Source organism: Bacteroides sp. AF20-13LB (genome assembly GCF_003603065.1).
Taxonomy (GTDB): Bacteria; Bacteroidota; Bacteroidia; order Bacteroidales; family Bacteroidaceae; genus Bacteroides; species Bacteroides uniformis.
On record NZ_QTMH01000015.1, the window covers coordinates 89,297 to 103,805 of the forward strand.

At 44.8% G+C, this 14,509-nt stretch carries 8 protein-coding genes and 1 pseudogene; all 9 read right to left on the minus strand.

What is annotated here, in order from left to right; translation table 11 throughout:
- Positions 1 to 8: 8 nt before the first annotated feature.
- The gene (locus tag DWX62_RS17755) at positions 9 to 2,729 is read right to left on the minus strand and encodes a sugar-binding domain-containing protein (protein ID WP_120173043.1); all 2,721 of its coding nucleotides are present in this window, start codon (positions 2,727 to 2,729) and stop codon (positions 9 to 11) included.
- Positions 2,726 to 4,522 (minus strand): glycoside hydrolase family 2 TIM barrel-domain containing protein, encoded by a 1,797-nt coding sequence (locus tag DWX62_RS17760; protein ID WP_117879003.1) that lies wholly within the window; start codon positions 4,520 to 4,522, stop codon positions 2,726 to 2,728. Before DWX62_RS17760 ends, DWX62_RS17755 begins: the two co-directional genes overlap by 4 nt.
- Positions 4,523 to 4,561: 39 nt before the next feature.
- Positions 4,562 to 6,556, minus strand: a complete 1,995-nt coding sequence (locus tag DWX62_RS17765; RefSeq protein ID WP_117879004.1) for a glycoside hydrolase family 97 protein — start codon at positions 6,554 to 6,556, stop codon at positions 4,562 to 4,564.
- A gap of 13 nt (positions 6,557 to 6,569) precedes the next feature.
- The gene (locus DWX62_RS17770) at positions 6,570 to 8,633 is read right to left on the minus strand and encodes an alpha-galactosidase (RefSeq protein WP_120173044.1); all 2,064 of its coding nucleotides are present in this window, start codon (positions 8,631 to 8,633) and stop codon (positions 6,570 to 6,572) included.
- Positions 8,634 to 8,680: 47 nt separating this feature from the next.
- A complete protein-coding gene (locus tag DWX62_RS17775) occupies positions 8,681 to 10,843 on the minus strand; it encodes an FAD-dependent oxidoreductase (RefSeq protein WP_118264529.1) in 2,163 nt (720 codons plus the stop codon).
- A gap of 218 nt (positions 10,844 to 11,061) precedes the next feature.
- Complete coding sequence (locus DWX62_RS17780; RefSeq protein ID WP_009037867.1) at positions 11,062 to 12,066, minus strand: FecR family protein; 1,005 nt, start codon at positions 12,064 to 12,066, stop codon at positions 11,062 to 11,064.
- 53 nt (positions 12,067 to 12,119) lie between these two features.
- Positions 12,120 to 12,701 carry an RNA polymerase sigma-70 factor gene (locus DWX62_RS17785; protein ID WP_005829818.1) on the minus strand — a complete coding sequence of 194 codons (582 nt, stop codon included), beginning with the start codon at positions 12,699 to 12,701 and terminating at the stop codon, positions 12,120 to 12,122.
- 611 nt (positions 12,702 to 13,312) lie between these two features.
- Positions 13,313 to 14,314 (minus strand): IS3 family transposase, encoded by a 1,002-nt coding sequence (locus DWX62_RS17795; protein ID WP_227212994.1) that lies wholly within the window; start codon positions 14,312 to 14,314, stop codon positions 13,313 to 13,315.
- Positions 14,296 to 14,509: pseudogene (locus tag DWX62_RS17800) on the minus strand (transposase); the annotation flags it as partial. The gene DWX62_RS17795 and the pseudogene DWX62_RS17800, both read right to left, overlap by 19 nt.

A 14,509-nucleotide genomic window follows, 5' to 3' on the forward strand; every position in this document is an offset into this window, starting at 1 on the left:
TCCTTTATTTATTTCTTTAAGAATGATTCAATGTAGGACTCGTCAACGGTAATTTGCGGAGCGAATTTGTCACTCTTTACGTAGCGGTCAATGCTTTCCAGCAATTGCTGGGTGGCAGGACGTTCGTTGATGTTTTTCTGGGTATCTACGGCTAGTACCAGTAGACTGCCTTTCTTCACTTTTGCTTCGAAACCAATACCGAGCTTTTCATTATTGTCGTAATGGTCTATTACTTGTATGAAAGGCCGCAGTGCTGCCGGAGCATCTTTCATCTCAATAACCTTGGCATTTTCCAGAATGTCCCACCACTGCCAGTCAGTATGGTAGGAAGTTATGAAATGCTCGAATATAGGCTGGTCGTCATGAATCAGACAGCCAATGGTCATAGGAGGCCATTTGAACATTATCGGATTCCAAAAGTGATTGTGGAACACGGATTTACGACCTTTTACTTTGGAAGGTTTGGGGCAGAGTACCACTTTCTTGCCATCGGCAAGGTGTTGTTTTGCTTTTTCATCGAATACTGTGGTGTAGAGCACTTCACTAGTGGACTGCATTAAGTTGCTATGACGGGGATATACCCAGATATCCCAGCTGTTTTTTACGTGTGCAACAGAAAGATGGACCGTCAGCTTCTGTGGTTCAGTGATATTGTTCAATGCATAACTGAAACTGCCAAGTGGAAATACCCCGTTCTTTCCGACAGTTTGTGTTTTCAGTTTTCCGCTCTTAAGGGTTTTACCGTTGCTGTCGGTGATACTCCAATTGATTTTTGCGTTTTTCAATAGGGTAGGTCCATAATTGTATATTTCCGCTTTTCCTTCAAATACTTCATCATTGTAAAGTGCGCGTTTGTCGAAACGGAGCAACACAACAGTCGGTGCACAGAACTCGCGCCACTTTTCCGGTGTGATGAGCCCTTTGGTATTCCAGAAAGGATCGAGAATGCCTACCGGTGCATATCCTTGTCCGGTAAAATCATTCAGAGACAGTAATTGGAAACCGCCTTTCAGATAAGTGCGCAACTGGGCTTCTATGACATCCTTGTACTCTATGGCGGTCAAGGCTCCAGAAGCACGGAAGAAGTCATGTGCTTGGTCGAGCATGTGGTTTTTGTCCAGCAGTTCACGGAATATCTCGAAATTACGCGCTTGTACGGGGCCGGTGAAGTTCTTTATTTCCTCGAAATTGGGATAGATGCACCGCTGTCCGGATTCATGCGAGATGATGGGCAGGCCTACTCCCAGTTCCTTGTTTTTGTCCCAGTTTGTATAAGGACGTCCTTCGTAGATGGCCATGTGTCCTTTGGTAGTCTGATGGGTAATGTAGAACTGGTCTGATTTGACACGTGTGCGGGCTGTGGAACCGCTGTATAGACGGCGGTTATCCAACTGGCGGGCCGTGGCGGTAAGCTCTTCTATGAAACTGAAATCGCCGGTAATTTCGTTTCCGTTACAGTAGAGAATGAAGGAAGGGTGATTCCCATATTCTTTCAAGATACCCCGCAGCTCGCGACGGAAGAAATTCCAGCGCTTCTCATCGGGTTGGGCATCTTTACCCCACATCGGCATTTCCACCTCCAGATAGACACCCAGCTTGTCTGCCATACGGAACGCAGCGGCAGGAGGACACCAGGAGTGGAAGCGCATATGGTTCATACCATATTCTTTTAGGATACGGAGTACACGTTCCCAAGAGGCATCGTCCACGGGAGCATAGCCGGTCTTGGGGAACACTGCGTTTTCAACGGTACCGCGCAGGTGTATGGGTTCGCCATTAAGGATGATATGGTCCTCACCAGCCTCTACTTCGCGCATACCGAAAGTTGTGCTTTTCTCATGCGCATAGGATTGGCCCTCTACACTGGAAGTCAACTTACAGTCCAACGTATAAAGATTGGGATGGAACTCATTCCACAAATGGATATCCTTACCCAAAAACATTTCTTCCTCGATATAAGTAATGGAATCGGTCACTGTTACTGGTACTTCCTTTTGTAGTCTATAGTCCTTTCCTGTCACGTGGAAGGATATTTTGCCGCTGGCGGTATGTTCTGTACAGTTGCGGACAGTCATTTTGACTTTGATGCTTTTGTTCTTGATGTCCGGATAGACCTGCATGTCATCTACATAGACTGGGTCTACAGCTACCAGCTTAATTTCGCCCAATACTCCGTTCCAGTTTATTTGGGTAAATTCGGAGTGGGCATGGTCCCATTTATGGGTATCGTACTGGTAGCGGTTGTCTATACAGAAAGTTATCAGTTCTTTTTTGCCTGGATGTAGCCATTGGGTCAGTTCGTGGTTGTGGGGAATACTGATGTAGTCTATTTTACTCACTTCTTCTTTGCCTACATATACCGAACTGAGCCAGTGTGTACGTTCAAAATAGAGGAAAATGCGTTTGCCTTTCCATGCCACAGGAATTTCTATTTCTCGCTGGTACCATGCGGGGCCCATATATTCGTAGACACGGGTCAGCCTATCCAGGTGGCGGTAAGGAGATTTGTAGCCTATTTTATAGTCATCTGTAATTCCCGGCAGAACGATGCTTTCCTGCAGGCGATGGCAGTAACGTACGTCCAGTGAACCTCTCCGGAAGTCCATGACATCTGTCTGGAATGCCCATTCACCAGACAAGTCCATTTCATTCTTTTCTTGGGCATGCCCGCTCCAGACCATAGAGGTCAGGAGGAGGGCAGCCATGTAGTGTTTTATTTTGTGCTTCATTGTTCTGTTTTCTTTTGGTTATAGTAATCACGCATGATGTACCATGCTTTTTTGCGTTGTCCCTGGTCGGAAACCAGTCCTTTACGGTTCCATTCCCCTCCCTGGTGTGGATGGAAACGGAAGGGAGAACGGAAATCAAAAAGAATCCACGGCGATGTTCCGCGCAGGTTGGGGATATGCTTGAACATTTCCAGATTGTCCTTGTAGAGTTGTGCCTGATAATCCTCACTCCAAGAACTCTTGACTTCCGCGTCGCCATGTTTGCCATAGAGCGCTTCGCCTCCGAACTCGGAAATGAAAAGAGGTTTGCCGGGAGCTACATTCCAGACAGCCTGGTCCGGAGCCAGTGGCCAGTCATGATACCATCCCATATATTTGTTGATGGCTACCATGTCCAGGATGTTGATAATGGAGTCATTCATCTCAAAGTTCCGGCTTTCGCGGTTGAAGCGTACCAAATCGAAGGCGGCCGTAATCAGACGGGTTGAGTCGATGTCCAGGCAACATTGTTTCATGTGTTTCAGAAATTCATTGCGCGGGGCGGAAGTGGCTGTTTCATTGGCAATCCCCCAAAAGGCAACGGAACAACGGTTTTTGTCGCGCATCACCATCTCTTTAATCATTCTGCCTGCTTTCTCACGGGTAGCGGTATTTTTGAAGTCAATCCCTTGCCAGATAGGTATCTCTTCCCATAAAAGAAATCCCATTCTTTCTGCTAGGCGGACAGTATATTCATTTTGTGGATAATGTGCCAGACGAATCATGTTGGCACCCAGCTCTTTGGCTTCGGCCAACAGCATTGTTGCGTCCGCTTCAGAGAAGGCACGCCCGCGGCGTTGCGGAATTTCCTCGTGGAAGCTGATACTGCGCAGGAAGATGGGCTGGTCGTTCAGATAGATATCTTCGCCTTTTACATAAAGGTTACGGAAACCAATTTGCTCGTTGAGCCGGTCACTTTCCGAAGTGATGGTTACATCATACAGCTTTGGAGCATCCGGTGACCAACGTTGCAGTTTTTTGGTTTTGATAGTGGCCTGGGCAATTCCGTTGGCATCGGTAGTCATGTTCTGTCTGATGCCCAATTCGGGGATGGCGACTTGTACGTTGATGCCAGGCTTTGCTTCGGATAAGGTTACTTTGGCACGAATCAGGTTGGATTGTACCTTGTCCAACTGGATGAAATGGTCTTTGATGTAGCTTTGTGGAACGCTTACCAACATTACATCGCGTGTGATGCCGCCGTAATTCCACCAGTCAAAGGACATGGCAGGGATGGCATCCGTGGTGCGGGTATTGTTGACTTTCACCACCAGGAAGTTGTCCTTTTGCTTTACCTTATCTGTGATTTCCACCTGGAAGGGAGTGAATCCGCCTTCATGACTGGCTATTTTCTCCCCGTTCAGATATATTTTGCTACGGTAACTTACCGCACCGAAATAGAGAAACAAACGTTTGCCGTCAGTCTTTGGGGTATCGAAAGAGCGTCCGTACCATACTGTTCCTTCATAAAATTTCAACTCGGGCATTTGTGAATTGAAATCGGCAGGTACATTCAGGACCAAACCTCCGTCGAAAGAGTATTCATAAAATTGCTTGTTGTCTTGAGGTTTTCTGTTTTTGTACACCTGCATCCTTTCTCCTTGGTCATAAAGGTCTACAATGGCTCCCCACTTCCCATTCAGTAGCTGGTAATCGCGTCCGTAAACATTGGACAATAAGTCTTGTGCTTGTGACTTGCCTCCCAGTACAGACACTGCGAGCAAACAAGTAATCATTAATCTTTTAATTTTCATAAATCGTATGTATCAGTTAACGTTTAAAAAGCCTATGAATTATTCTTTGTATATTTTCAATGCGCATCCGCCTCCTTGTGCCATTTTGACGGTCAGTTTACGGGATGCAGGAATGTCTGTGACGGTCTTTTGGTAGTCGGAAGCCAGGCGGTTGGCATTCACTCCGTCATGAAACATTTCCGCTTTCCATCTGCCTGCACCGAGGAAAGAAAGGTCCAGTGTCAGAGTACGTGCATCCCAATTGGTTAGGGAGCCGACATACCAGACATCTCCTTTCCTGCGCGCCATTGTAATGTATTTTCCAATTTCTCCGTTCATGGCTATTGTTTGTTCCCAAACGGTAGGGATGGTAGCGATGAATTCCGTGCATTCTTCTTCACGGTCGTAATTGGTGGGACTGTCGCACAACATGTTCAATGGTGATTCAAATACTACATATTCAGCTAATTGGCGGCAACGGGTTCCCTGGCTCATTGGGGTATCCATTGAGGAGTGGTAACACCGTTTGTTGGCATTGTGCATGGCGCCTTGTGTATAGTCTACCGGTCCGGCCAGCATACGGATAAATGGCATGGTGACATCGTAGGTTACCTGGTCGGTATGGATGTCACTCCACTTCATCTGTTCCAGCCCGTGAACGGCTTCATAGTTGATGACATTGGGATAAGTGCGGTTCAGCCCGGTAGGTTTGTACGTGCCGTGAAAGTCTACCATCAACTTATATTTAGCGGCAGTTTCGGCAGCCCGGTAGTGGAAGTCTACCATTTCCTGGTCATCCCTATCCATAAAGTCAATCTTGAATCCTTTGATGCCCATTTCGGAATAGTGCTTGCATACATGTTCCATGTCGCGGGCAAAGGCATGGTAACCTGCCCAAAGGATGAGTCCTACATTCTTTTGCCTGGCATAGGCCGTGAGCTTTTTTAAATCAATTTCCGGTACAATTTGGAAAAGGTCAGCCTTGAGGTTGACAGCCCAGCCTTCATCCAGAATCACATACTCGATGCCATGCCGGGAGGCGAAGTCGATATAGTGCATGTATGTTTCATTGTTTATTCCAGCTTCGAAATCCACGCCTTTGATTCCCCAATGGTTCCACCATTCCCAGGCCACTTTGCCCGGACGTATCCATGAGATGTCTTTCATGCGTGATGGAGCAGCCAGCTTATAAACCATATCGTTATCTGCCAGCTCCTTGTCATTTCTTGCCACAACAATGATGCGCCAGGGTAGTTTGGCTTTCGGCTGGCAGGAAGCAATGTAGTTTTCACGCTCTGTGACTAATATTTGCAGTTGGTTATGCCCGCCTTGTTTTTTTGTTTTGGGGACGGCGGCAAAAGCGGAAGTGAGTGCTGTTCCCCCGTTTCTGTTGATGAGGAACATGCCCGGATAGCTCTCCACGTCGGATTCGGCAATACAAAGTTTACGGCCGTTTTCCTGCTCTATTACTACGGGGGTAAACATCAGTCTTTGGGGGTTCAGTCCGGATAGCTCTATATGTGTATAGGTGTTTTCAAAAGAGTTGGAGAACTGGGCTTCTATCGGTTGTTTATCGCCATCTTTTACATAAGGAACAATCGATTTGTAGTCCTTGTTGAAGTTGAAGGCGGCTTCTTCGTTTGTAACTTTGAACGGTCTGTTTCCGGTCGCTGCGAACCGGTATGCCATTCCTTCATTGTACATTCTGAAAATGAGGTTGAAATGTTCCCGGAAACTTAACGTCATTTCATTATAGACATCCTTTACTTCACTGCGTTTGTAGAAAGGAGAGGGAATCACCTCATTTGCCTGGCGATGACTGACTCTCTTAAGATGGGAGCCGTTACCCCAGACTGTCCCATTATCCAGATGTACTGATAAGGGAGAGGGGGCTACCAATGTATGCCCTTCTTCCGTCAGCTCGTAAGTAATCCGGTCACCTATATATAAGGTAACCTCTAACTTGCCGTCCGGTGAGTTTAGGCGATATTCTTTTTGTCCGAACATGTTCGGGATGATGAAAAGCAATGTTGTGAGTAAGAAAAGTGTTCTCATGTCGTTATTTATTTTAGCGTTTGTTTTTAATTTCATACTTGTAGACAACATAGTCATTGATTGATGGCAGAGAGATTTCCAGCCTTCCTTTCTTTCCGGTTACTGCTGTCATAGCTTTGCCGTGTCCCATCAGTGGGATACATCTTACTGTGACACCTTCTGGCAGCCAGGTATCGACTTCTGTAGTCCCTTCTGGATGATTTTCACGGTACACAATCAAGTATCCTCTATCTTTCTTTAGAGACTGGAAGCCGGTCCAAGAGCGTCCCGATGGTTCATCTCCTATGGGTAGGATAGTGCCGGAATGCATGTCATGCTGAAATTTCTTGTAGGCTTCTGTATGTTCTCGTAATGTAAATGCTTCCTCGGGTAGATTGGTACCTTCCATCCAGGCAAGCGGCTGTCCTGCTAAAGTCGTAGCAAACAGATATTCAAATGAATAGTTTTCCGGAGCGAAGACTTCTCCTTTATATTTATCCGTATTTCTCCATTTGTTCAGGAACTCTATTTGCAGCTTTTCTGCCGGAACATATTTGGAAAGCATCCAGAGGTTACGCAAAGTCCAGTAAGGATAGTAGTTCTGCCAGTCGGTATAACGGTTTTCCAGAAAGATATTTCCATATTCATTGAACATGTGGTAGCCTCCGCGGCGGCTGGCTGTCGCATCAAGGTTGAAAATCACTTCCTCGTCCGTCTCTTCCAGCACTTTGTTGAATAAGCGGTGCAGGTTTGTTTCGGCTTCTTTACTGGGAATGGTGAGCCCGTCTATCTTGAATATTTTGATGCCGTATTCGCGATAGAGGCTGATGAGTGCTTGCGCATCTTTCTGCCAATCGGCAAAATCATTTTGTATGCTGGGATTGAACCAAAGACCGATTTCAATACCTAATTCCTTGCCACGCTTTACGATGGGATGCAAACCACGTGGATACTTTTGCGGATCGGGTTTCCAGTAGTCTTTATTGTCCCAAATGTTCTTGAATGAACCGCGGGCTACAACTGAATTAGGACTTTTACCTATTTGCCAGCCATCATCAATCTGGAAATGGGTGATTCCCAGACGGGCGGCGCGTTCCAGTTCTTTCAAACAGAAGGATTCGTTTACTTTTGAGTCCTGGCTACGGTCTCCCCAGGTGTTCATCATAATCATCTCGTCGCGGTCGGCCCGGTAAGTACGTATATTCTTCTGATATGAACGAAGCGCTTGTAGGCGGCTCAGTTCATCTTCTCCGTATATTCCCAATACACATCCGTATGTTTTGGTCCAACGGTCGGGAGTCACGTCTTTCTCGGTAATGCCCAGACCGGTTACTGTAAACTTTCCGAAATCAGTCAGAAAATCCTTTCCTTGATAGGCTAATTGTACCGAAGAGCAGGGAACCTCTTTTAAAAAGAAGATGCCACAGTTGTCCTCGCCATTAAAGGCAAACAGCAGATTGCCGCGATATCCCAGTTTGCGGTAGGAAATAATCTCTTTCTCGAAAACCAGGTTGTTGTGCCAGTCGGTCACATCGGAAAATTCCACGCTGCGAGCGTGCCAATGTTGTCCTTGGAAATGGAACTGGTCTAGTACAGCGGTTACTTCTTTAGATTTCATGTCTTCGGCGAATTCAATATTCTTCCGGTCGGCTGCACTAACTTCTCTGCCTCCGAAAATACTGTTTACTGTTCCTCTTAAATAGGTGTCGCAGGCTATGGCTGGACAATCATCATAAATACGATATACCCGTTTTATATCTAGCTTCTCCAGGCTGAAAGAAACTTCTACTTTCAGATAAGCGGGAAATATTTTAGTCTCTTTTACGGGAACTACTTTGAGTGAACCGTTTGATGGTTGCGGCAAATTTTTCGTTACTCTGAAATCTGGAGTAAGGCTGTGGTTCTTCCATGATTTTCCATTACTCTTGTCGGTCAGGCGGTAAGTTATGATATTTCCCCCGTTCCACAAAAAGGTACGTTCGACCAAATTGTTTCCGATGGTTAAAGTGTCATTTCTCAGAAGGCCGTAGCAGGTATCTTGTGCGTGTAACGAATATCCTCCGAAAAGGACAAATAATAATGTTAGAATATTTTTCATGATATGCGTGTTTTATTAATACTTAAATTGTAGTATCAACGTGTTTCTTACTTCTTGTTTTTTTCAATGGCAAATATACGAGGCTTTTTTAATAATTTTTGTTCATTGAACTTCTGATTATCAGGAATCCCTTCTTTTTTTCCTACTCCCTCTTTCATCAGTGCTTTCAATTCCGGTAGGTGTTTCTGATATACTCCTCTCGGAGTGGTGTTGTACTTTTTACATAAGAAAGCTGCCATCCCGACAACTTCGCCCATCATTCCGGTGGTACGCATTACGCGGACAGTGCCCAGTGCCACATGGGTAACACTGATATTGCGGCCCGCCATAAAAAGATTCTCGATATTTCTGGAATATAGGCAGCGATAGGGCACTGCATAAGGATATATATGGATGTGTTTGGTTGCTGCTTTGAAAGGCGCATCAGGAAAGTGTGATGCATTGAGCGAATCCGGGAAATGCAGGTCGATGCTCCAGGTTGTGACGAAGGAGGCATCTTCGTGATAGACATTTTTATCTATATCATCTTGCTTTAGAATATAATCGCCCAACAATCGGCGTGACTCGCGTTTTCCGGCAATATAGGCTACCCAGTCCAATGCGCGGTTCTTATATTTCTTGTTGTCCTTTGATTCATTTTTCAGAAAACTCCAATTAGAATAGATGACCATTAAGCCATAATCACGTATACGTTCGAAGTCGTCGATTTGATTGAAGTTCATGCCGGTTTCCCATTTCCATTCACCCATCGTCACTTTTTCGCAATTTTTTTCATTGAATTGCAGACCGTACGAGAAAATAGGGAAACGGGTAGGTTTACCTTTGTCTGCAGAGTACCATTGTACGGATGAACCCATTGTCATTTTGTCCGGTTGAATCGGTGCCAGCTCTTCTCCGTATTCGGCACGGGATTCGCGTCCCATGTTGTAGTCTGCACCGGCCAGATACCCGATGGTGCCGTCTCCGGTACAGTCGGAGAACAATGGTGCTTTCAGTTCCACTTCTTTTCCATTCTCTATATGCTTGATGATGACAGATTCTATTCTGTTGCCATCGGTCTTTACAGATATGGCACGGTAGTTGGCATAAAGGGTGATATTCTTTTCATTGGCGATAAAAAGCTCCTTCTTTTCATCTTCATAGTTTGCGGCAGGTTTGGCATTTCCTTCTTTAGAATGTCCGAATTCTCTTATCATACGTCCCAGTCCGGAATTGGGGCCTACTCCGATATTGCCCCCTAAGTGAACCCTGACTTCAGAGCTATTATTGCCGCCAAGTACTGGGCGGTCGTTGATTAATGCCACTTTGCATCCCAATCTGGAAGCGGTTGCGGCTGCACACATACCGGCTATACCGCCACCAGTTACAATCACATCATAGGAGTATTGCTCCGGTTCGGCTGGAATATCCAGCATCTTTTTACGGAAATCTGTCAGTTGTGTGGCCTGAGCGGGAGGGAGCTGCCCTTTTTCCGTAGTAAAATAAATGGCATCGCAACGGCCATTAAAACCGGTCAAATCTTTTAATGTCAGACTAGAGCTTCCTGCTTTTACAGAGACTGTTCCGGCAGGTTGCCACATCCATTGTTTGCCCTCGTCCCCTAAAACCACTGGCAACTTTTTATTGTCGACGGCTAAAGTGAATTTTCCCGGTCCTTTACCATCATACCAGGGAGAAGTCCAGTTGTAGGTGCGTACAAATACATAATATGTACCGTCTTCAGGAAAAGAAATGGTAGTGGAGGCATCCTCAACCGGGACTCCCATTCCATGAGCCATCAGATAAGGTGAACCCATGAGGTCCATGAATTGCTGGTCTACTACCCATCCCCCCTTTCTGTCAAAGCTTTCTGCTTCCACCAATAACTTGCTGGGTACTTGTTTCCTATTGCCTGAGGGCTTGTTGGCTTGTTGAAATAGTAGAACCTGCTTGTTGGGTTTTATTTCGAAAGTAATTTTGGTCCCTTTGAACAATTCCTTTAGGGTGGCTTCAAGTGGGGCATTGGATACCAGCAAATCTTTTCGGGTATCAAGATTGGGCAGTTTGTCGGTATAGAATACATTGTAGCCGCTAGTCTTTTCAATTTGAGGTATAATCTGCTTGATAGTCTGCTGGTTTATAGATAAACTGATTTGGGCAAAGCTATTTCCCCAGAAGAACAGCACTCCCAGTAATATTGAAAATCGCGTAATTATTTTATTTTGTCTCATGTCTTATCATATCAGGTTAATTACTTTTTTACTTTAAGGAAGGTACGACAAAGACTAACCCTAATTAAGCTATTAGAGTATATTAAAACTATATTTCTCGAATGTTTAAATTTTATTGTCGCTGCCAGAAGTAGGTCATTGTGTCTGAGGTAAAAATCCTATAAAATCTATTCCATATACTTTTTGTTTTAGTTAATATAAAGGGCTATTTTACACTACTAATATATTATAATCGTATTGTCAGATTCTATCTTGTAATTAATGCCGCCAGCTTGGCTGATGTATTCCAATACATTGTTTAAACTGCCGTTTTTAATGATGCCATGATAAGTATATTGTTTGGCTTTCTCGTTTTTGAATATAAATTTGCAATTATACATTCGAGTAAGCATGGTACAAATTTCTTCAAAGGATTCACCATAGAGTGCTAGTTCGTTGCTTCTCCACAGTAAGTTGCTTGCATTAGGATGAAGCTCGCTTTTTTCGAACTGTCCATTGGTCAGGTTGCAAACGAGCCTTTCGTTTGGCTTCATATATGCCTCGTGTCTGCCGTCGTCTACTTTAACCTTTCCACTTATCAGGATTACAGCTACTGATTTATCGTCTTTATGTGCACGTATATTGAAGCTTGTACCTAACGCTTGTACATTGATGCCATTTGCTTTCACGATGAAAGGCTTTTCCTTGTCCTTTGCAACTTCAAAATAGGCCTCTCCTTCCAGGGAGACCATACGTGTTTTCTTGTTGTAAGTGTTGTCATATACAATTCTTGAATCAGAATTGATGTAGACCTTTGTGCCGTCAGCCAAAATGATGTCGGCCTTCTGCCCGTTGGATACGGACATGGTGACTTCTGTATTGGCGTCATCGGCCGGTCGTTTGACTCCTGCATAATAGGCTCCGCTTCCCACTGCCAATATGATGCAGGCAACTGCAGCATAGCGCCCAATCTGACGCAGGAAACGGTTCCTTGTTTTCAGGACCTTCGTTTCCGTGGTGGAACTTGCGTCTATCTGGCTTAAAAGTTCGGTGAACATTTCATTTTGTACGGCTTTGTCCATCGTGTCCGGAGCCAGTGCCCAGCATTGCTGATAGTATGCGGAAAATTTCTGTTGAAAATCCGGTTGCTTAATCCATGATTTCAACTGTACATCTTCTTCAGGGCTGGTCAGTCCTCGAAAGAAACGATCCAAAAGTTCAATATGACTGTCTTTTTTATCCATGTTCTGTAGTATATATCTGTATGCCTGCCAAAACACTCACGGATTTTCGTGCTTTAACAATTATTTAGAAAGTAGAAGGAGAGGAAAAGCATGATGAATTTGCGTAATTCTTCTTTCAGTAGTTTCATAGTACGGTAGAAATGAGCCTCTACGGCACGTTCCGTCAAATCTAGCTGTGAGGCGATTTCCTTGTTGGACAGTTTTCCTGCTCTTTTCAGCTGAAAGACTTCCCGTGAAACTTCTGGCAGGCTTTGCAGAAGTTGCTCTATCTGTTTTTCAATGATGGAGACGTCCATATCCATCGTATCTTCCTCGATAGCCTCTGCTTCTGTTTTCAGCTTGTTTTCTACAAATTTGTTGTGTAATAATCTTCGTTCGGTTTCTTTGTATACCATGTTGCGTGCGATGGTGCATAGATATGCCGGAAAACTTTTCTCGGTATCCAGATTACTGCGTTTTTCCCATATCGTCATGAAGCTGCTTTGGGTGATGTCTTTGGCTAATGATTTGTCATATACGAGAAGGACGATGGTGTTGTACAGCCTGGCACTGTATTTTTCGTACAATGCTTCAAAGGCAAATTTATTGCCTTCTCTCAACTTGGCTACCAATAAAGTATCATTTTCTTTCTGCATATTGATTCATCTTACATTTACGCATTCTGAATGGTAGTGTCTTTGTATAGTAAAGTACTATTCCACATAGACTCTGAAAGAATGAACTACAAAGGTGGTGTTTTTATTATTTATTTAAAAGTTTTTTGCTGAAAATATACTTTGTGTGATTATTATTTAATTCTATATTCCACGATGAAGGAGGATGGCAGAAATAGTCATTTGCAGTATAAGAAGTGGTAAACTGATGGATGGGTTTAGGGGCTTATTGTCAATACATTACATTTACAGCGTTGTTACATCCTTATGTAAAAGACGTTACATGCCGGGGAAAGACTCTTTACACACCGGGGTAAAGGCCGTTACATATCGGGGTAAAGGTAGTTACATCCTGGGGTATGTCTTTTCCTGATTTAGCTAGACGCTTTTTCTTTTTATAACCGATATCAGTAGACGGTTCTTGGAATGTTGTACTGGTTCAGTAGTCACTTCTTCCCAAGCCCTGCTGATATAGTAGACACAGCAAAGTGAGTTGTCCTGATTCTGTTGACAGTCATCCTGCTGCATTTGCAGAGCCCGTGCTTGCTTGTCCGGCAAGACTGGGTGCCCCTAAAAGAGGCATTCTGTCTTTGTCAGGTGCGCTGTCCTGCGCCTTCGCCCGGACTTGCTGTCCGGCTTTGCAAAGATATTGCATCCTTCTTTTTATTGCTACTTGTGGAAGGATATTTTTTCTTCTTCCACATTTTCTTCTGTATTCCCTTCTCCAGATGCGCCACAGCAGGTATTTTATACCCGATACTCATATGCGGTCTGCGATGGTTATAGAAATGTATGTAGCGAGCTATGACATTTCTTGCATGCCCGATTTCGTTGAACCGGCCTCGAGGATGGCTGCTTTCCGCCTTAATAATCCCGTTGATACGTTCCGCAACGGCATTGTCGGTGGGTTTGTAGTCTTCCGTCATACTGATGGCAATGCCATGTTTCTGAAGAAGTGCCACGTATGGGTCGCAACAGTATTGTACGCCACGGTCCGAGTGATGTATCAGGCCCGTAAGATTTTCATCTCCTGTCATTTCAACAGCCTGCTCTATAGCCTGTTGCAATGCATTGATGGTTGCCGATACCCGTAAGGTGTCGGCAAGCACCCATCCCACTATCTTATGGGAGTAGGCATCCGTAATCAGATGCAGATAACAGACTTCACCATTGGCAAGTGGTATATAAGTAATGTCGCTGACCCACAACTGGTTGGCTGAAGTCAAGGTCAGTCCTTTGATTAGGTTCTTCCACTTGTGGTAGCGATGGTTGGAGTTCGTCGTATGCCGGGTCTTGCGGGCAGGAAGCATCAAGCGGTGTTGCCGGAGCAATGCATAAAAGCTGTCCCGCCCAGGCATGAACCCGGCTCCAAAAAGCACGGTGAGCATAATCCACAGTTTGTAACAGCCTATACCCGGATCTTCGATACGGATATCACGGACAGCATCCAGCATGAGACGTTCCCTATGTATCTGACTCTCAATGTCAGCCTTTGACTGGTAGTAGGCTTGACGACAATGGCCAAACAGACGGCAGGCCAACGCAACTTTCAGGTTGCGCTGACTGACCAGTTCCGTTACGATTTGGCCCCAGATTTTTTTCTGATAGGGATGTTGAAGAGTTCTTCAGCACGCGTAATCATCAACTCACGGGCTTCTGTTTCCAGCTTGGAGAAAGACAGAGCTTTCTCCAGCTCTTTAATGCGCTTTTTTAATTGGGCATTTTCATCTTTGTAGGCTTCCTTGCTGCGATTGGACATATCTGGTGATTCTTGTTCAGAAGGCAAAGAT

Coding starts and splice junctions, on each gene's coding strand:
- DWX62_RS17755 (WP_120173043.1), bottom strand. CDS start 2,729: ATGAAGCACAAAATAAAACACTACATGGCTGCCCTCCTCCTGACCTCT.
- DWX62_RS17760 (WP_117879003.1), bottom strand. CDS start 4,522: ATGAAAATTAAAAGATTAATGATTACTTGTTTGCTCGCAGTGTCTGTA.
- DWX62_RS17765 (WP_117879004.1), bottom strand. CDS start 6,556: ATGAGAACACTTTTCTTACTCACAACATTGCTTTTCATCATCCCGAAC.
- DWX62_RS17770 (WP_120173044.1), bottom strand. CDS start 8,633: ATGAAAAATATTCTAACATTATTATTTGTCCTTTTCGGAGGATATTCG.
- DWX62_RS17775 (WP_118264529.1), bottom strand. CDS start 10,843: ATGAGACAAAATAAAATAATTACGCGATTTTCAATATTACTGGGAGTG.
- DWX62_RS17780 (WP_009037867.1), bottom strand. CDS start 12,066: ATGGATAAAAAAGACAGTCATATTGAACTTTTGGATCGTTTCTTTCGA.
- DWX62_RS17785 (WP_005829818.1), bottom strand. CDS start 12,701: ATGCAGAAAGAAAATGATACTTTATTGGTAGCCAAGTTGAGAGAAGGC.